A 17,755-nucleotide genomic window follows, 5' to 3' on the forward strand; every position below is an offset into this window, starting at 1 on the left:
GGGGACTTGAATAAAACGAAACGGAAAAAAGGCGAGCATTTTCCCTCACCCGGCCGCCTCGGGGCAATGACAGATAGTCATCTGAAGGCGTTTTTCCAATGGATAACGACGTATTCGCCTGATGAAACCTTTCCGCTGTTCGTTTGTTGACTGAAGCTAACGTCAAGAAGTGCCATCTATCGAGCAATATCAAAACTTTTTGATATTGCTCTTGCGATGCCTTCGACCCGTGACTAGACTGCCGGCCTTATGAATTTACGCGTGCCCTCCATTCAGCATGACGATTGCGATGAGCTGGCAGCCTTGTGCAAGGCTGGCGGCGATCCCCTGCGGTTGAATGTTTTGCGCGCACTGGCCAACGATTCGTTTGGCGTGCTGGAACTGGCGCAGATCTTCGGCATCGGCCAGTCAGGCATGAGCCACCACCTCAAGGTGCTGGCCCAGGCCGGCCTGGTGGCAACGCGCCGCGAAGGCAATGCGATTTTTTACCGGCGCGCCCTGCCCCACACCGAACTGTTGGGCGGCAAATTGCACGCAGCCCTGCTCGAAGAAGTGGACAACCTGACGCTGCCGGCCGATGTGCAGGCGCGCATCGCTCAGGTCCACGGGCAACGAGCAGCCGCCAGCCAGGACTTTTTCTCACGGGTAGCGGAGAAGTTTCGCGCCCAGCAAGACTTGATCGCCGGCCTGCCGCAGTACCGCGACAGCGTGGTGGCGCTGCTCGACAAGTTGAGCCTTGGCAAAGACGCCACGGCCATTGAAGTCGGCCCCGGCGATGGCGCATTCCTGCCGGAACTGGCGCGCCGCTTCTCGCAGGTCACGGCGCTGGACAACAGCACCGCGATGCTCGAACTGGCGCGCCAGGTCTGCGAACGCGACAAGCTGACTAACGTCAGCCTGCAACTGGCCGATGCATTGAACGGCGTCAGCCTCAAGGCCGATTGCGTGGTACTGAACATGGTGCTGCATCATTTTGCCGCGCCGGCCGATGCGCTCAAGCACATGGCCCACTTGCTGCAACCAGGCGGTAGCCTGTTGGTGACAGAGTTATGTAGCCACAACCAGAGTTGGGCCAAGGAGGCCTGCGGTGATCTCTGGCTGGGGTTTGAACAGGACGATCTGGCCCGTTGGGCCACCGCTGCGGGACTCGTTCCCGGGGAAAGCCTCTATGTAGGCTTACGTAATGGTTTCCAGATCCAGGTTCGCCACTTTCAGCGACCGGCTGGCGACACTCACCATCGGTAATTTCAGGAAAACATCGAGATGAGCGAATACTCCCTTTTCACCTCCGAGTCCGTGTCTGAAGGGCATCCGGACAAAATCGCCGACCAGATTTCTGATGCGGTGCTGGACGCCATCATTGCTGAAGACAAGTTCGCCCGTGTGGCGTGCGAGACTCTGGTGAAAACGGGCGTGGCCATCATCGCCGGCGAAGTCACCACTTCGGCCTGGGTTGACCTGGAGCAGATCGTTCGTGACGTGATCACCGACATCGGCTACACCAGCTCCGACGTCGGCTTCGACGGCGCCACCTGCGGCGTGATGAACATCATCGGCAAGCAGTCCCCTGACATCAACCAGGGTGTCGACCGTGCCAAGCCTGAAGATCAGGGTGCCGGCGACCAGGGCCTGATGTTCGGCTACGCCAGCAACGAAACCGACGTGCTGATGCCAGCACCGATCACCTTCTCGCACCAGCTGGTGCAGCGCCAGGCCGAAGCCCGCAAATCCGGCCTGCTGCCTTGGCTGCGCCCGGATGCCAAGTCGCAAGTGACCTGCCGCTACGAAAACGGCAAGGTTGTCGGTATCGACGCGGTCGTCCTGTCGACCCAGCACAACCCGGAAGTGTCGTACAACGACCTGCGCGAAGGCGTGATGGAGTTGATCGTCAAGCACGTGCTGCCTGCCGAATTGCTGAGCAAGGACACCCAGTTCCACATCAACCCGACCGGCCAGTTCATCATTGGCGGCCCGGTGGGTGACTGCGGCCTGACCGGTCGCAAGATCATCGTCGACAGCTATGGCGGCATGGCCCGTCACGGCGGTGGCGCGTTCTCCGGCAAAGATCCATCGAAGGTTGACCGTTCGGCGGCCTACGCCGGTCGTTACGTGGCCAAGAACATCGTTGCCGCCGGCCTGGCCGAGCGTTGCGAGATCCAGGTTTCCTACGCGATCGGCGTTGCCCAACCGACTTCGATTTCGTTGAACACCTTCGGCACCGGCAAGATCAGCGACGACAAGATCGTCAAACTGGTTCGCGAAGTGTTCGACCTGCGTCCATACGCGATCACCACCATGCTCGACCTGCTGCACCCGATGTACCAGGAAACCGCTGCGTACGGCCACTTCGGTCGCACCCCGGCGACCAAGACCGTTGGTGACGACACCTTCACCACGTTCACCTGGGAAAAAACCGACCGCGCCGACGCCCTGCGTTCTGCTGCCGGCCTGTAAGACTTCCCCGCAACACCCGAAGCCCCGCACGGCTCGCGCCTTGCGGGGCTTTTTATTGGGGATTCGCTTTACACCGCGTCGCAGCCTTCGCGAGCAAGCCCGCTCCCACAGTTGATCTTTGGTGTGCCCGAGATCTGTGGGCAAACGCAAATCCCTGTGGGAGCGGGCTTGCCCGCGAAGAGGCCCGCCCAGTCACCAGAAACACTCGGTAAAAACCCCAACCGCTGCACCAACAGATACTGACCTAGCCTTCACGCACCTCACCGAGCAAGGACGCTCAAGATGCTTCCCGACCTGCGCCTGTTTTTCGCCGCCCTGCTGACCCTTGCCTGCCTGAATGCCAGCGCCACCGAGTGCCCGGACTGGCCACCCGACCGCGCCCTGAACGAAGTCGGCACACTGCAACAACAAATCGACTTATGGGACGACAGCTATCACCGTCAGGGACATTCACTGGTCGCCGATGAACTCTACGATCAGTCCCGCGCGCGACTCACCCACTGGCGCCACTGCTTCAACCTGAACCCGCCCGCAGACCCCTTGCGCACTGCGCGCGGCGCGGTGCCCCACCCCATCGCCCACACAGGCCTGGGCAAACTGCATGATCGGCCTTCCGTCGAAAAATGGCTGCGTGACCGGGTGGACGTTTGGGCTCAGCCCAAAATCGACGGGGTGGCGGTGACCCTGGTTTACCGTAATGGTCTGCTGACCCAGGCCATCAGCCGCGGCGACGGCGAGAGCGGCCAGGACTGGACCACTCCGGCACGACAGATTCCGGCCATCCCGAAGCAGCTATCCCAGCCTCGGGATCTGCTCGTGCAAGGTGAACTGTTTTGGCGCCTGACCGATCATGTGCAGGCCCGCGCCGGCAGCCTCAACGCCCGCGCCACGGTGGCGGGCCTGATGGCACGCAAGGTCTTGAGCACCGAACAAGCCGCCGGCATTGACCTGTTTGTCTGGGACTGGCCCCAGGGGTCGGCAAGCACACCCGCCCAGGCCGCAGCACTGAAGGCGCTGGGCTTCCCCAGTACCACGGCATACAGCCAGCCAATCGCCTCCGTCAGCGATGCCGAACGCTGGCGCGAACACTGGTATCGCGCCTCCCTGCCCTTTGCCAGCGACGGCATCGTCCTGCGCCAGAACCAGCGCCCGGCCGCCCGAACGCTGGCAAGCCCGGCCACCCTACTGGGCCATCGCCTGGAAATATCCGTTCGCCCAGGCACTGGCCGAAGTCCGCCAGGTTCACTTCAAAATCGGCCGGACCGGGCGAATCACTCCGGTACTGGAACTGACCCCGGTGACGCTCGATGACCGGCAGATCAAACGCGTCAGCGTCAGCTCGCTGCAACGCTGGCGGGCAATGGACATACGTCCGGGTGATCAGGTCGCCATCAGCCTGGCCGGGCTGACCATTCCCAGGCTCGATGACGTCGTGTTGCGCAGCAGCGAGCGTGTCGAATTAAGCGTGCCGAAGGCAGCGGACTTTCATTCATTGAGTTGCTGGCAACCGACACCGGGTTGTGAGGGCCAATTTCTCGCACGCCTGGCCTGGCTCAGCGGCAAACAGGGGCTGGCGCTGCCCAATGTCGGTCCGGGCACTTGGGAAAAACTTCTTGCAACAGGTCGCCTGAACGGTCTGCTGGATTGGTTGACCCTTGATGCCCAAGAGCTTGCTACCATTGACGGTTTCGGCGAGCGCAGCGCGACTCGCCTTGCAGCCAGCTTCAACCAGGCCCGGCAACGCCCGTTCGCGCACTGGCTGAAAGCCCTGGGATTGCCACCGACAGGTCCGATGCCTCTCGGCAACTCATGGCAGACGCTGGCGCAGCGAGACATCGAACAATGGCGGGCCGAGGCCGGTATCGGGCCGGGACGCGCGGCGCAACTGAACGCTTTTTTCCGCGATCCGCAGGTTCTGGCCTTGAGTGAAACGTTACGTGAAACGGGGATTGACGGCTTTTAGCTGCCAGCCCCGTGCCCACCGGGAACCCCTGGGGATCGCTGGGCTCCAACAAGCCATTGCCACACCGGCCCGCTGGCCTTCCTACATGGAGCTTTTATGAAATTTCTTTCACCGCTCGCCCTCCTGGCCCTGTGCAGCATGCTGGCCACCCCATTGATGGCGGACGAGGAAGCGCCGGGGCTGTCCGGTTGCGCCGCCAAGAAGCAAGGTATCGTCAACCAGATCGAATTGGCCAAGGTCCACGGCAACGCCGACCAGCAGGCCGGCCTGGAAAAAGCCCTGAGCGAAGTCGAAGCCAACTGCACCGACGCCTCGCTGAAGAAGGAGCGGGAAAACAAGGTGCTCGACGCCAGGCACGAAGTCAGCAAGCGTCAGGCCGACCTCGACAAGGCCATGAGCAAAGGCGACCCCGAGAAGATCAACAAGCGCAAAGACAAACTCGCCGACGCCCGCAAGGAATTGCAGGACGCTTTGGATGAGCTGGATAAGTAAGCACTGGCAGCGAACATGGATCTTTGGTGCGACTAAAGCAGCCTTCGCGAGCAAGCCCGCTCCCACACTGGATCACCGTCGAGCACAGATTTTGTGTCCACTGAAAATCAAATGTGGGAGCGGGCTTGCTCGCGAAGGCGTCAGACCGAACAACGCCAATCAATGATCCCGAAACGCCTTATGACACGCACTGCAAGCATCTTCGACTTTCTGCACCGCCGGCCCCAGGTTGCTGGCCTTGTAGGGTTGAATCTGGCTGGCGATCACCAACTCACCGGTGGCGGATTCAAGATCGCGAGCCATGCCCTGAAAGCGTGCCTGCTGCTCCCAGACATCGCTCTTGGCGCTGGTGTGATCCTCCTCGCGCACCTGCGGAAAATGCTGCCACGGCTCTCGGGACAACCCATCGAGCTTCACCGCGCCCTCGGCGAATTTCGGGCCATCGAACGGGATACGCCCGCGCAACATGCCGCCCAGGTCTTCGCCGGTCTTGAGCATCTGCTTGAAAATGGCCTTGCGCTGACCAAGCGGCGAGTTGGGGTCAACACCGCCACAAGCGGACAATGTCAGGCAGGCCAGCAATACAACAGAAAGTCTTTTAAGAGTCATGGTGGCTTCAGGTCACGGGAAACGGCGGCCAGTATCCTCGTGTCATCGGCAAAGACCAATAGCCCTATTATCAATAAGGGTTGCTTGAGCGCATGGAGCGATCAGGCAACCGGCAAAGGAATCACTCCATGAACAGCCGTTTCAAGGCATGGCGTCACAGCCTGGCCTGGACCCTGCCGATGATGGCCCTGCTCGCAGGCTGCACCGGTGGCGACAAGCAACAACCGAAAACCCATGCCCTGGCCACTTACTCCAGCGCTACATGGGAAGCGCTGCCGGCGGTGTCCGACGCCGATCTGGTCGCCGGTTTCGGCTCCTGGCGCAGCGCCTGCACCCGACTCAAGGCCGACCCGGTCTGGGGTGGCACCTGCGCGGCGGCGGCCAACGTGCCGCAAACCGCCAGCGACATTCGCGGCTTTCTCAAGCAGAACCTCGATGTGTATGGCCTGCGCGCCGCCAACGACAACCCCAACGGCTTGATCACCGGCTACTACGAGCCGGTCTATCCGGGCAGCCTGACCCAGACCGGCGTGGCCAATGTCCCGGTCTATGGCGTCCCCGAAGACATGATCATCGTCGCCCTCGACAGCATTTACCCGGAACTCAAGGGCAAACGCCTGCGCGGTCGACTTGAAGGTCGCGTGCTCAAGCCGTACGACGATGCGGCAACCATCGAGAGCAAAGGGGTCAAGGCACCGGTCGTGGCCTGGCTGACCGATCCGATGAACCTGCAGTTCCTGCAAATCCAGGGTTCGGGTCGTATCCAGCTCGACAATGGCCGCCAGTTGCGCATCGCCTATGCCGACCAGAACGGCCATCCCTATCGACCGATCGGCCGCTGGCTGGTGGAACAGGGCGAGCTGAAAAAAGAAGACGTGACCATGGGCGCCATCAGCACCTGGGCCAAGGCCAATCCGTCGCGGATTCCCGAACTGCTCGGCAGCAACCCCAGCTATGTGTTCTTCACCCGTAATCCGGACAGCAACGAAGGTCCGCGCGGCTCGTTGAACGTACCCTTGACCGCCGGTTACAGCGCAGCCGTTGATCGCAAAGTGATTCCGCTGGGCAGCCTGCTGTGGCTGTCCACCACCAGACCGGACGGCACCGCGCTGGTTCGACCTGTGGCAGCTCAAGACACCGGTGGTGCAATTGCCGGCGAAGTCCGGGCGGATCTGTTCTGGGGCACCGGCGATGCTGCCGGGCAACTGGCCGGGGACATGAAACAGCAGGGGCAGATCTGGATGCTCTGGCCCAAAGGTGCGGCGTTGCCGCAAGTGCCGCAGGTGGCGGATGCGGTTAAAACCAATCCTTGAGTCTCGCATCGCCTGACAGATAGCTTTCGCGAGCAAGCCCGCTCCCACACCGGATCACTGTCGAACACAGAATCTGTGTCCACTGAGGATCAAATGTGGGAGCGGGCTTGCTCGCGAAGAGGCCTTTATTAGCGCCTGAGACTCAGACGGACACCACAAAGAAACTCACGATCAACGCCATCCCCACGAACCACATCAACGACCGCAGCGCCGCCAGGTCCGCCAGATAGAAAATGATGAAAAGCAGACGGCTGGTGATGAACAACACCGACAACACATTGATGGTGACCAATTCGGCGTTGCCCGCCAGGTGCGCCACGATCACCGCGGCTGCAAACGCCGGCGTCACTTCAAAACTGTTCAGCTGCGCCGCATTTGCCCGCTTGCCCAAACCCTCCAGGGAATCGAGAAACCCTCGTGGATCATGATTGTCTTTCAGTCGGAACCCGCCACTGATCTTTGCGACACCCGTGCATAGATACGGCAGGAAAATCGCTATCAAAATGCACCACAGAGCAACCGTCATTACGCAGTCCCTTCTTCATGTTGTAGAAAATCGAATCCATCAATGGCGATCAAAACTTCATCACCAGTATGCCGATCAGCACCAGCCCACAAGCTAAGAGACGTGGCCCGCCAAAAGGTTCTTTGAGGTAACGCATGCCAAACAGCACCACCAGAATGACGCTGATCTCGCGCAACGCTGCCGCTTCTGCAATCGAACCCAATTGCATCGCCCACAGCACCAGAGCGTAGCTGAACAACACGCAAAACCCGACCGCCAGACCCAGGCGCCATTGCTCGCGCCAGAACAGCATGAACGCGGGGCGCTTGCTTACCAATGCCAACAATGGAAACGGCCAGGCACTGAGCAAGGTGACCCAGACGAGGTAATCCAGAGGATGGGACCAGCGCCGCAAGGCCTGACCGTCGATGTAGGTGTAACAACCGATGCACAGGCCGATCAATGCCACCACCGGCAGCATCGACCACGGCAAACGCGCACCGCCGCCACCCTGCCAGAGCAGGCACAGCATGCCGAACGGGATCAGCAGGATTCCGAAAATCTGCTGATGGGTCAGCACCTCCCCGGCAAAGATCAGCGTCAGCGCCAGCACCACCAACGGTGACAGACCGCGCATCAGCGGATAAACCAGCCCGAGGTCGCCGACCCGATAGGCCTGGATCAGTAAGTAGCGGTAGAGCAGTTCGAACGCCGCCGAGGCCAGGATCCACGGCCAGATCTCCAGCGGCGGCATGTTCAGGAACGGCACCATCAGCGCGACAAAGAGCAGCGCCACGCTGTCCATGCAGGCCACCACCAGCAGCCGCTCCGCACTGAATTTGATCAGGGTATTCCACGCCGCGTGCAACAGCGCCGCCACCAACACCAACGCCGTCGCAAGCACGGCCCACTCCTTTTTTGTTTTCGCCAAGTCCCTGTAGGAGCTGCCGCAGGCTGCGATCTTTTGATCCTGAAAAAAAACATCAAAAGATCGCAGCCTGCGGCAGCTCCTACAGGAAGCCGGGTAGAGAATTGATTCGCCATATGTCAGCAGCTGTTTATACTGCAAACGACCACGCCGCACTCAGTTGCGCACAGACCAATTCCAATAAAAATCCTGCCCCGCCCGCTCTCGTCGAGAACGGTCGTCGGCCTGCGTATGCCTGATCACAGCGTCAAGACTACCGACAGAGACCTTGCGCATGCCACTCGCTTTGCTTGCCCTCGCTGTTGCCGCCTTCGGCATCGGCACCACCGAATTCGTGATCATGGGCCTGTTGCCCGACGTCGCCCGCGATCTCGGCGTCAGCATTCCCGATGCCGGATTGCTGATCACCGGTTACGCCCTGGGCGTGGTGTTCGGCGCGCCGATCCTCGCCGTCGGCACCGCCAACATGCCACGCAAAGCCACCCTGCTAGGCATGACGCTGATGTTCATCCTCGGCAACATGCTCTGCGCGCTGGCACCGAACTACGCCACGCTGATGGCCGCGCGGGTGATCACGGCACTCTGCCACGGCGCCTTTTTCGGCATCGGTTCGGTGGTGGCTGCAGGGCTGGTTGCCCCCAACAAACGGGCCCAGGCGATTGCCATGATGTTCACCGGCCTGACCCTGGCCAACGTGCTCGGCGTGCCATTGGGTACCGCGCTCGGGCAATACGCGGGTTGGCGCTCGACGTTCTGGGCGGTGTCGGTGATCGGCGTGCTGGCCGCGATTGCGCAATGGGTCTGGCTGCCGAAAAACATCGCGATGGATAAAGCCAACCTGGCCAGCGAGTTCAAGGTGCTGGGCAAGGCCAATGTGCTGCTGGCCCTGGGCATGAGCGTGCTGGCCTCGACCAGCCTGTTCAGTGTGTTCACTTACATCGCGCCGATCCTGCAGGACATCACTGGCGTCAGCCCCCACGGCGTCACCATCATGCTGCTGTTGTTCGGCGTTGGCCTGACCGCCGGCAGCATGCTCGGCGGTCGCCTGGCGGACAGCCGCTTGCTGCCATCGCTGGTGGGCATGGCATTGGCGGTGCTGGTGGTACTGGCGGCATTCACACAAACCAGCCAATCGGTGATCCCGGCGGCAATCACACTGGTGCTGTGGGGGACGTTCGCCTTCGCGCTATGCCCAATCCTGCAACTGCTGATCATCGATCAGGCCCATGAAGCACCGAACCTCGGTTCAACGTTGAACCAGAGTGCCTTCAACCTCGGCAACGCCGCTGGCGCATGGATTGGCGGCCTGGTAGTGGCCAGCGGCGCGAATCTGGCGGACTTGCCGTGGACCGGCGCACTGGTCAGCGGCTTGACCGTGCTGACCGCGCTGTTCTTCATCTATCGCCAGCGTCGCGGTGCGGCTGCGCTGAATGTAGTGGGCTGAGCATCACCTTGATGGTTTTTTGATCGTCTGCGGATCAGCAGCTTCGCTCTGATCCGCAGACGCTTTCGGTGGTCCGCTTTCGCTGCGGATCTGAGCATGACTGATCAGCGCGAAAATAAAGCTGCCACCAATGATGTTCCCCGCCAGCGTCGGCCCGGCGAACACCAGCCAGAAGTCCCTCCACGGCAACTCGCCGGCAAACACCAGATACGAAACCTCCAGCGAGCCGACGACGATGTGGGTGAAGTCTCCCAGCGCCATGAGGTAGGTGATGAGGATGATGATCCACATCTTCGCGCTCTCCATGGACGGAATCATCCAGACCATGGTCGCGATCATCCAGCCGGAAACGATGCCCTTGGCGAACATCTGACTGGCGTGGTTTTCCATGACCTTGCGGCCGATATCGAGGAAGGCGACGTCGGTCTTGCTGTCGAAAATCGGCAGCTCCAGCATCACGTACGCCACCAGCAAGGTGCCGCAGAGGTTACCGATCAGCACCACCGTCCACAGCCGCAGCAGACGGCCGAAGTTGGCCAGGGTCGGCTTGGTCATCACCGGCAGCACGGCAGTCAGGGTGTTTTCGGTGAACAGTTGCTGACGAGCGAGGATCACCGCGAGGAAACCGGCGCAATAACCGAAACTGGCGATCACCTTGAATCCCTCGCCGTCCGGCAGGCGCGAATTGAGCAGACCCATGCCCATCAGCGACAGGCCCATGGTCAACCCCGCCGCCAGCGCCGACCACCACAAAGCGGCAATGCTGCGCTCCAGTTCCTGATCGCCCTGGGTGCGGATGATCTCGTGCAACACCGCGGCACGGGGCGGCTGGCTCTTTTCGACTTCGTGCTCTTCTTGCGCCGAAAGGTTCGGGGTCTTGCCGTCTTGTGCCGAGTTCATGATGTGCGCAACCAGTGGCGGGCTATTTAGCTACGACACGCGGGCGTTCTATTCCGTTCTGTAGGAGCTGCCGCAGGCTGCGATCTTTTGATCTTTTAAAATCAGGATCAAAAGATCGCAGCCTGCGGCAGCTCCTACGGGCTGGCATTACGAGCCGGCGTCATCGTCCTGGAACTGGTCTTTGACGTACTTGATCTCGGTCCGGCCGTGGGGTGTCGGCAAGCCGTCTTCACCGAGGTTGACGAAGACCATTTTCTCGACCGTGAGGATGCTCTTGCGGGTGATCTTGTTGCGCACTTCGCAGGTCAGGGTGATCGAGGTACGGCCGAACTCGGTGGCGGTGATGCCCAGTTCGATGATGTCGCCCTGGCGCGAGGCGCTGACGAAGTTGATTTCGGAAATGTACTTGGTCACCACACGCTGGTTGCCCAACTGGACGATGGCGTAGATCGCCGCCTCTTCGTCGATCCAGCGCAGCAGGCTGCCACCGAACAACGTGCCGTTAGGATTGAGGTCTTCGGGTTTTACCCATTTGCGGGTGTGGAAATTCATGGGGGGCTCCGAGGCGTTTGAACGATGGTGGTGGATGCCCCCAGCTTCAAGTCTCAAGCCACAAGCTGCAAGTAAAAACCGTCCTGCTCTCGCTTGTCGCTTGCAGCTTGCAACTTGCCGCTCAAAGAAAGCTATAATCGCCACCGTTTCAAAACGGTCATCATCACTTGGTACCGTTTTCCCGCCACCTGTCCGAGGGGCGCTGCAGCAGGTTCGACCTGTCAGGCTCGGATGGGGCGTTGCCTGGCCATAAGCCAGACACTAAACGCACAACGGCGCCCATTCGCATACATTACGAATGGAGGCTCTTCATGAGCGCTGTTATCACGCCTGCAGATTTTACCGATTACAAAGTCGCCGACATGTCCCTGGCTGCCTGGGGCCGTCGCGAAACCATCATCGCCGAATCCGAAATGCCAGCCCTGATGGGTCTGCGCCGCAAGTACTCCGAAGAGCAACCGCTCAAGGGCGCGAAGATCCTCGGCTGCATCCACATGACCATTCAGACGGCCGTGCTGATCGAAACCCTGGTTGCCCTGGGTGCCGAAGTGCGCTGGTCGTCCTGCAACATTTTCTCGACTCAGGATCAGGCCGCCGCGTCCATCGCCGCTGCCGGTATCCCGGTTTTCGCCTGGAAAGGTGAAACCGAACAAGAGTACGAGTGGTGCCTGGAGCAGACCATCCTCAAGGATGGCCAGCCATGGGACGCCAACATGATCCTCGACGACGGCGGCGACCTGACCGAGCTGCTGCACAAGAAGTACCCACAGGTTCTGGATCGCGTCCACGGCGTGACCGAAGAGACCACCACCGGCGTTCACCGCCTGCTGGACATGCTGGCCAAGGGCGAGCTGAAAATCCCGGCCATCAACGTCAACGACTCGGTGACCAAGAGCAAGAACGACAACAAGTACGGCTGCCGTCACAGCCTGAACGATGCCATCAAGCGCGGCACCGACCACCTGCTGTCCGGCAAGCAAGCGCTGGTGATCGGCTACGGTGACGTGGGCAAGGGTTCCGCTCAGTCCCTGCGTCAGGAAGGCATGATCGTCAAGGTTTCCGAAGTCGACCCGATCTGCGCCATGCAAGCCTGCATGGACGGTTTCGAACTGGTATCGCCGTTCATCGACGGTATCAACACCGGTACCGAAGCAAGCATCGACAAGGCGCTGCTGGGCAAGATCGACCTGATCGTGACCACCACCGGCAACGTCAATGTTTGCGATGCGAACATGCTCAAGGCCCTGAAGAAGCGCGCTGTTGTCTGCAACATCGGCCACTTCGACAACGAAATCGACACCGCTTTCATGCGCAAGAACTGGGCATGGGAAGAAGTGAAGCCACAGGTTCACAAGATCCACCGTACCGGCGCTGGCGATTTCGACCCGCAGAACGATGACTACCTGATCCTGCTGGCCGAAGGCCGCCTGGTTAACCTGGGTAACGCCACCGGCCACCCGAGCCGCATCATGGACGGTTCGTTCGCCAACCAGGTTCTGGCGCAGATCTTCCTGTTCGGCCAGAAGTACGCCGACCTGTCGCCAGCCCAGAAAGCCGAGCGCCTGACCGTTGAAGTACTGCCGAAGAAACTCGACGAAGAAGTGGCCCTGGAAATGGTCCGTGGCTTCGGCGGCGTTGTGACTCAACTGACCAAGACCCAGGCCGACTACATCGGCGTGACCGTCGAAGGTCCGTTCAAGCCGCACGCTTACCGCTACTGATCGGATCTGACTGATCGCTCTCTGTAGGAGCTGCCGCAGGCTGCGATCTTTTGACCTTGATTGTCAGGATCAAAAGATCGCAGCCTGCGGTAGCTCCTACAAGAGCCTGCGTCCGGCTTACGTGTTTCCAAGGATATGACCATGTCCCAAGATCGTCGCTACAGCTTCGAGTTCTTCCCTACGAAGACCGATGCTGGGCATGAAAAGCTGCTCGCCACTGCTCGTCAGCTGGCCCTCTACAACCCCGATTTCTTTTCCTGCACCTATGGCGCCGGCGGTTCGACCCGTGATCGCACGCTGAACACCGTGTTGCAACTGGAAAGCGAAGTCAAAATCCCTGCCGCTCCACACCTGTCCTGCGTGGGCGACAGCAAAGACGACCTGCGCGGTCTGCTGGCCCAGTACAAGGCCGCCGGCATCAAGCGCATCGTCGCCCTGCGCGGTGACCTGCCTTCGGGAATGGGCATGGCCAGTGGCGAAATGCGCCACGCCAATGACCTGGTTGAATTCATTCGTGAAGAAACCGGCGACCATTTCCACATCGAAGTTGCCGCCTACCCGGAAATGCATCCGCAAGCGCGCAACTTCGAAGACGATGTCGCCAACTTCGTGCGAAAGGCCAACGCCGGCGCCGACAGCGCGATCACCCAGTACTTCTTCAACGCCGACTGCTACTTCTACTTCGTGGAACGTGTGCGGGCGTTGGGCGTGGACATCCCGATCGTGCCGGGCATCATGCCGATCACCAACTACAGCAAGCTGGCGCGCTTCTCCGATGCCTGCGGTGCGGAAATCCCGCGCTGGATCCGCAAGCAACTGGAAGCTTACGGCGACGACACCCAGAGCATTCAGCGCTTTGGCGAACAGGTCATCACCGAGATGTGCGAACAACTACTGCAAGGTGGTGCTCCAGGGCTGCACTTCTACACGCTGAACCAGGCTGAAGCGAGCCTGGCAGTGTGGAACAACCTGAAGTTGCCGCGTTAAGCAAAGCAGGATCAAAAGATCGCAGCCTGCGGCAGCTCTTGTAGGAGCTGCCGCAGGCTGCGATCTTTTGCTTTCAACGCACTATTAATGTGCGGCAACCCACGGAGTTAGAGCATCTGCGGTGAGTTTCTGGCTCTTTCCGGTTTCTCGTCGTAATCTCAAGCCCATGCCTTTGATCACGCAGTTAATCGCCGTACTTGCCTTCACTTGCCTGAGCTTCGCCGCCCGGGGCGAGAAGTTGCGCATTGTCACGGAGCCGTGGGCGCCTTATGTGTACGATGACAACGGCAAATCACTGGGCCTTGACTACGAAACCACCGCCATTGTCTTCAAGCGCCTGGGCATCGAAGTGGAGTGGCAGTTCCTGCCATGGAAACGCTGCCTGTCGATGCTTGAATCCGGCCAGGCCGACGGCGCGCTGGACATCTTTCACAGCGACGAGCGTGATGCGACCCTTCTCTACCCCAGCGAACCACTGTCTGAAGTGCAATTCGTGTTGTTCTACGCCAATGACCGGCCCCATCCGTTTCGCACCCTTGATGACTTGCGCGGCCTGACCATCGGCACCTCGCCGGGTTACCTGTACAGCAAGGACTTCAGCGACTCCACGCTGTTCACTCGCGAACCGGCGCCCACCCACGAAGCCAACTTCGGCAAACTGCTGCGAGGGCGGATTGACCTGTTGATTACCGACCGCCGGGTCGGCCAGCATTTGCTCGATGAACTAGGCATCCGCGACAAGATCACCGAAAACCCGACGATCATCAGCCAGCAAAGCCAGTTTCTCGCGGTGCGGCGCAATGCGGGCATGGATCTGCTGGTGCAACGTTTCGGTGCCGAACTCAAGCGCTTCAAGCGCGAGCCCGCCTACGCCGAACTGAGTGCCCGCTATGGCGCGGAACCGGCCGTCACCATGAAGACTGAAAAGACCACGGCCGCCACGGAAAAAACCGTTGAGCAGCAGGAAAGCGGCGCGCAGTGATTGCTCTGTTATACTCCGGCCTTCCCGCCAGGCTCACGCCCGGACGCCCGGAATCGTTAAAGGCATCTCAACCCCGCTACTGCGCAGCTTTCAGCCCGCGCGAGCGCTTGCAGACGAGCCTTCGAGACCCAGCAGGACCGGACGGGATTGCGTCCTCTTAAACGCCATTCGCGCCAGGCAAGACTCCCATTGGGCCAAGCCCTAACTAAAACAGGATTACTCATGTCCTTTGCTTCCCTCGGTCTCTCCGAGGCTTTAGTCCGCGCCATCGAGGCAGCGGGCTATACCGAGCCTACTCCGGTGCAACAGCGGGCCATTCCCGCCGTGTTGCAAGGTCGCGACCTGATGGTCGCGGCACAGACAGGTACTGGTAAAACCGGCGGTTTCGCCCTTCCGATCCTGGAGCGGTTGTTCCCTAACGGTCACCCGGACAAATCCCAGCGTCACGGCCCGCGCCAGCCGCGCGTGCTGGTCCTGACCCCGACTCGCGAACTCGCCGCGCAAGTGCATGAAAGCTTCAAGGTCTATGCCCGTGACCTGAAGTTCGTCAGCGCCTGCATCTTCGGTGGTGTCGGCATGAACCCGCAGGTTCAGGCCATGTCCCGTGGCGTAGACGTGCTGGTGGCCTGCCCTGGCCGCCTGCTCGACCTGGCCGGCCAAGGCAGCGTCGATCTGTCCCACGTGGAAATCCTCGTGCTGGACGAGGCCGACCGCATGCTCGACATGGGCTTTGTCCATGACGTGAAAAAGGTCCTGGCCCGCCTGCCGGCCAAACGCCAGAACCTGCTGTTCTCGGCGACCTTCTCCAAGGACATCACCGACCTCGCCGGCAAGCTGCTGCACAACCCGGAGCGCATCGAAGTCACGCCGCCGAACACCACGGTCGAGCGTATCGAACAGCGCGTATTCCGCCTGCCGGCCAGCCACAAGCGTGCCTTGCTGGCGCACCTGATCACCGCTGGCGCCTGGGAACAGGTGCTGGTGTTCACCCGCACCAAGCACGGCGCCAACCGCCTGGCCGAGTACCTGGACAAGCACGGCCTGAGCGCCGTCGCGATCCACGGCAACAAGAGCCAGAACGCCCGCACCAAAGCCCTGGCCGACTTCAAGGCCGGCACCGTGCGCATCCTGGTGGCCACCGACATCGCCGCCCGCGGCCTGGACATCGACCAGTTGCCACACGTGGTCAACTTCGAACTGCCGAATGTCGATGAAGACTACGTGCACCGTATCGGCCGCACCGGTCGTGCCGGTCGTTCGGGCGAGGCGATTTCGCTGGTCGCCCCGGACGAAGAAAAACTGCTGAAAAGCATCGAACGCATGACCAAGCAGAAAATCGCCGACGGCGACTTGATGGGCTTCGATGCAAGCACCATCGAGGCGGAAAAGCCTGAAGTGCGCGAGCGTCCGGACATGCGTAACCCGCGCAATCCGCGTGGCCCGCGTGGCGACGGCCCGAACGGCAGCGGTGGCGGCGGTGGTCGCAAGGACAAGGGCAAGGACAAGGGCAAGGAAAAACCGGCCGGCGAACGCGGCGAGCGCCCTGCCCGTCAGCAAAAGCCACGTGAAGGCACTCCGGCTCGCGAACAGCGTCCGTCGCAGCCTCCTCGTGCCGCCGCTGACCGTGCCCCGGACGAGTTCCTGGACGACGATATCGATAACTTCGGTAACCGCGTCGACTACGTGCCGCAGCAGAAACCCGCGCAAGGCCGTGGTCGCCGTCCGGGTGCTCCGGCACAGGGCACCGCCGCAGGCACTCCACGTTCCGGCAAGCCACAAGGTCGCCAGAACGGTCCGCGCAACAGCGATGGCGCCAGCACCGGCACCCCGCCGGCCAAGCGTAACGGTCCTCGCAGTGGCGCACCACGCGATGGCCAGGCCCGCCGCGAAGACTCACGCAATCGCCGCCCGGCCCGTGACGACCAGCCTCGTTCGGAACCGGCTGTGCAGAACCCGCGTGGCCCGGCACCGAAGATCATGCACAAGGAATCGAAAGCCGACCGCTTCCCGACACCTGAGCAGCTGGATCAACTGCCAAGCCGTCCTCGTGGTGAGAAACCAGCGCTGCTGACCCGCAATCGCTGAGTTATCGCCGCAATAAAAAATGCCCCGCGCCGAAAGGTCCGGGGCATTTTTTTTGACCTGCTTTGTGTAGGAGCTGCCGCAGGCTGCGATCTTTTGATTTTGCTTTTAAATAAACAGGATCAAAAGATCGCAGCCTGCGGCAGCTCCTACAGGGATTGTGTACGGCAATAAAAAACGCCCGCGCTCAGGGGAGCAGCGGGCGTTTTTTTGTCAGGGGCGAAAATTTACTTCGCTTTGACACCTTCAAACGTAACGTACAGATCCACGGCGTCGGACTGTGGACCCAGGTCCATCATCTTGCCGAAATCGGAACGCTTGATGCTGGTAGTGCCCTCGAAGCCAGCACGGTAGCCGCCCCATGGATCCTTGCCTTCGCCCAGGAAAGTCGCCTTGACCACGACTGGCTTGGTTACGCCAGCAATGGTCAGGTCGCCGGTCACGTCGGCAGTATCTTTGCCGGCGGCGTTTTTGCCAGTGGACTTAACGCTGGTGGACTTGAAAGTAGCCTTGGGGAAATCAGCCACCTTCAGGAAGTCTTTGCTGGAGATGTGCTTGTCACGCTCGGCGTTGTTGGTGAAAACGCTGGCGGTGTTCACGTTGAACTCGATCTTGCTGTCTTCAGGCTTGGCAGCGTCGAAGCTGAACGTGCCATCGATGTCCTTGAAGGTACCGGTGATGTAGCTGTAGCCCAGGTGGCTGATCTTGAAGTCGACGAAGGCGTGCTGGCCTTGCTTGTCGACGGTGTAGTCAGCCGCCATCACGTTGGCGGACAGCAGCGCGGAACCGATTGCCAGAGCGGCGAGAGTCTTTTTCAACATGC

15 protein-coding genes, 1 pseudogene and 1 riboswitch are annotated in these 17,755 nt (G+C 60.8%); of the genes and pseudogenes, 10 read left to right on the forward strand and 6 right to left on the reverse strand.

What is annotated here, in order from left to right; translation table 11 throughout:
* Positions 1-249: 249 nt before the first annotated feature.
* The 4 genes and pseudogenes from ACEN83_RS28345 to ACEN83_RS28360 all read left to right on the forward strand — a co-directional run bounded on the left by ACEN83_RS28345 (position 250) and on the right by ACEN83_RS28360 (position 4,909).
* Positions 250-1,245 carry an ArsR/SmtB family transcription factor gene (locus ACEN83_RS28345; protein WP_495578963.1) on the forward strand — a complete coding sequence of 332 codons (996 nt, stop codon included), beginning with the start codon at positions 250-252 and terminating at the stop codon, positions 1,243-1,245.
* Between the two features lie 18 nt (positions 1,246-1,263).
* Positions 1,264-2,454 carry a methionine adenosyltransferase gene (gene metK / locus ACEN83_RS28350; protein WP_007975460.1) on the forward strand — a complete coding sequence of 397 codons (1,191 nt, stop codon included), beginning with the start codon at positions 1,264-1,266 and terminating at the stop codon, positions 2,452-2,454.
* Positions 2,455-2,736: 282 nt separating this feature from the next.
* Positions 2,737-4,417: pseudogene (gene ligB / locus ACEN83_RS28355) on the forward strand (NAD-dependent DNA ligase LigB).
* Positions 4,418-4,513: 96 nt separating this feature from the next.
* On the forward strand, positions 4,514-4,909 hold the full coding sequence (locus ACEN83_RS28360; RefSeq protein ID WP_104450103.1) for a DUF1090 domain-containing protein: 396 nt from the start codon (positions 4,514-4,516) through the stop codon (positions 4,907-4,909).
* A gap of 159 nt (positions 4,910-5,068) precedes the next feature.
* Here the strand turns inward: ACEN83_RS28360 and ACEN83_RS28365 are convergent, their stop codons facing one another.
* A complete protein-coding gene (locus ACEN83_RS28365; RefSeq protein ID WP_116579600.1) occupies positions 5,069-5,518 on the reverse strand; it encodes a c-type cytochrome in 450 nt (149 codons plus the stop codon).
* 128 nt (positions 5,519-5,646) lie between these two features.
* On the opposite strand from ACEN83_RS28365, the gene mltA reads away from it, so the two are divergent.
* Positions 5,647-6,831: a murein transglycosylase A gene (mltA, locus tag ACEN83_RS28370; protein WP_495578964.1), complete on the forward strand. Its 1,185-nt coding sequence runs from the start codon at positions 5,647-5,649 to the stop codon at positions 6,829-6,831.
* Positions 6,832-6,973: 142 nt separating this feature from the next.
* On the opposite strand, the gene ACEN83_RS28375 is transcribed toward mltA, so the two are convergent.
* The gene (locus ACEN83_RS28375) at positions 6,974-7,357 is read right to left on the reverse strand and encodes an MAPEG family protein (RefSeq protein WP_007975455.1); all 384 of its coding nucleotides are present in this window, start codon (positions 7,355-7,357) and stop codon (positions 6,974-6,976) included.
* Positions 7,358-7,406: 49 nt separating this feature from the next.
* Positions 7,407-8,240 (reverse strand): EamA family transporter, encoded by an 834-nt coding sequence (locus ACEN83_RS28380; RefSeq protein WP_495578965.1) that lies wholly within the window; start codon positions 8,238-8,240, stop codon positions 7,407-7,409.
* Between the two features lie 298 nt (positions 8,241-8,538).
* On the opposite strand from ACEN83_RS28380, the gene ACEN83_RS28385 reads away from it, so the two are divergent.
* A complete protein-coding gene (locus tag ACEN83_RS28385) occupies positions 8,539-9,708 on the forward strand; it encodes an MFS transporter (RefSeq protein WP_116579603.1) in 1,170 nt (389 codons plus the stop codon).
* A 3-nt stretch (positions 9,709-9,711) separates the two neighbouring features.
* Here the strand turns inward: ACEN83_RS28385 and ACEN83_RS28390 are convergent, their stop codons facing one another.
* On the reverse strand, positions 9,712-10,608 hold the full coding sequence (locus ACEN83_RS28390; RefSeq protein WP_495578966.1) for a formate/nitrite transporter family protein: 897 nt from the start codon (positions 10,606-10,608) through the stop codon (positions 9,712-9,714).
* A gap of 147 nt (positions 10,609-10,755) precedes the next feature.
* Positions 10,756-11,160, reverse strand: coding sequence for an acyl-CoA thioesterase (locus ACEN83_RS28395; RefSeq protein WP_495578967.1), 405 nt, complete (start codon positions 11,158-11,160; stop codon positions 10,756-10,758).
* A 188-nt stretch (positions 11,161-11,348) separates the two neighbouring features.
* Positions 11,349-11,448, forward strand: a riboswitch (S-adenosyl-L-homocysteine riboswitch).
* Between the two features lie 23 nt (positions 11,449-11,471).
* Between ACEN83_RS28395 and ahcY the strand changes: the two genes are divergently transcribed.
* The 4 genes from ahcY to rhlE2 all read left to right on the forward strand — a co-directional run bounded on the left by ahcY (position 11,472) and on the right by rhlE2 (position 16,935).
* Positions 11,472-12,881 carry an adenosylhomocysteinase gene (gene ahcY / locus ACEN83_RS28400; protein ID WP_218473323.1) on the forward strand — a complete coding sequence of 470 codons (1,410 nt, stop codon included), beginning with the start codon at positions 11,472-11,474 and terminating at the stop codon, positions 12,879-12,881.
* A gap of 141 nt (positions 12,882-13,022) precedes the next feature.
* Positions 13,023-13,868, forward strand: a complete 846-nt coding sequence (gene metF / locus ACEN83_RS28405; protein ID WP_007975449.1) for a methylenetetrahydrofolate reductase [NAD(P)H] — start codon at positions 13,023-13,025, stop codon at positions 13,866-13,868.
* Positions 13,869-14,034: 166 nt separating this feature from the next.
* A complete protein-coding gene (locus tag ACEN83_RS28410) occupies positions 14,035-14,850 on the forward strand; it encodes a substrate-binding periplasmic protein (protein WP_495578968.1) in 816 nt (271 codons plus the stop codon).
* 222 nt (positions 14,851-15,072) lie between these two features.
* Entirely contained in the window at positions 15,073-16,935 is a 1,863-nt protein-coding gene (gene rhlE2, locus ACEN83_RS28415) for an RNA helicase RhlE2 (protein ID WP_007975446.1), read from the forward strand.
* 224 nt (positions 16,936-17,159) lie between these two features.
* Here rhlE2 and ACEN83_RS28420 read toward each other — a convergent pair whose 3' ends face one another.
* Positions 17,160-17,753, reverse strand: a complete 594-nt coding sequence (locus ACEN83_RS28420; RefSeq protein WP_116579607.1) for a YceI family protein — start codon at positions 17,751-17,753, stop codon at positions 17,160-17,162.
* Positions 17,754-17,755 lie beyond the last annotated feature (2 nt).

Source organism: Pseudomonas sp. Pseusp49 (assembly GCF_059491875.1).

Coding starts and splice junctions, on each gene's coding strand:
- ACEN83_RS28360 (WP_104450103.1), top strand. CDS start 4,514: ATGAAATTTCTTTCACCGCTCGCCCTCCTGGCCCTGTGCAGCATGCTG.
- metK (WP_007975460.1), top strand. CDS start 1,264: ATGAGCGAATACTCCCTTTTCACCTCCGAGTCCGTGTCTGAAGGGCAT.
- ACEN83_RS28390 (WP_495578966.1), bottom strand. CDS start 10,608: ATGAACTCGGCACAAGACGGCAAGACCCCGAACCTTTCGGCGCAAGAA.
- mltA (WP_495578964.1), top strand. CDS start 5,647: ATGAACAGCCGTTTCAAGGCATGGCGTCACAGCCTGGCCTGGACCCTG.
- rhlE2 (WP_007975446.1), top strand. CDS start 15,073: ATGTCCTTTGCTTCCCTCGGTCTCTCCGAGGCTTTAGTCCGCGCCATC.
- ahcY (WP_218473323.1), top strand. CDS start 11,472: ATGAGCGCTGTTATCACGCCTGCAGATTTTACCGATTACAAAGTCGCC.
- ACEN83_RS28375 (WP_007975455.1), bottom strand. CDS start 7,357: ATGACGGTTGCTCTGTGGTGCATTTTGATAGCGATTTTCCTGCCGTAT.
- ACEN83_RS28420 (WP_116579607.1), bottom strand. CDS start 17,753: ATGTTGAAAAAGACTCTCGCCGCTCTGGCAATCGGTTCCGCGCTGCTG.
- ACEN83_RS28365 (WP_116579600.1), bottom strand. CDS start 5,518: ATGACTCTTAAAAGACTTTCTGTTGTATTGCTGGCCTGCCTGACATTG.
- ACEN83_RS28410 (WP_495578968.1), top strand. CDS start 14,035: ATGCCTTTGATCACGCAGTTAATCGCCGTACTTGCCTTCACTTGCCTG.
- ACEN83_RS28345 (WP_495578963.1), top strand. CDS start 250: ATGAATTTACGCGTGCCCTCCATTCAGCATGACGATTGCGATGAGCTG.
- ACEN83_RS28385 (WP_116579603.1), top strand. CDS start 8,539: ATGCCACTCGCTTTGCTTGCCCTCGCTGTTGCCGCCTTCGGCATCGGC.
- ACEN83_RS28395 (WP_495578967.1), bottom strand. CDS start 11,160: ATGAATTTCCACACCCGCAAATGGGTAAAACCCGAAGACCTCAATCCT.
- metF (WP_007975449.1), top strand. CDS start 13,023: ATGTCCCAAGATCGTCGCTACAGCTTCGAGTTCTTCCCTACGAAGACC.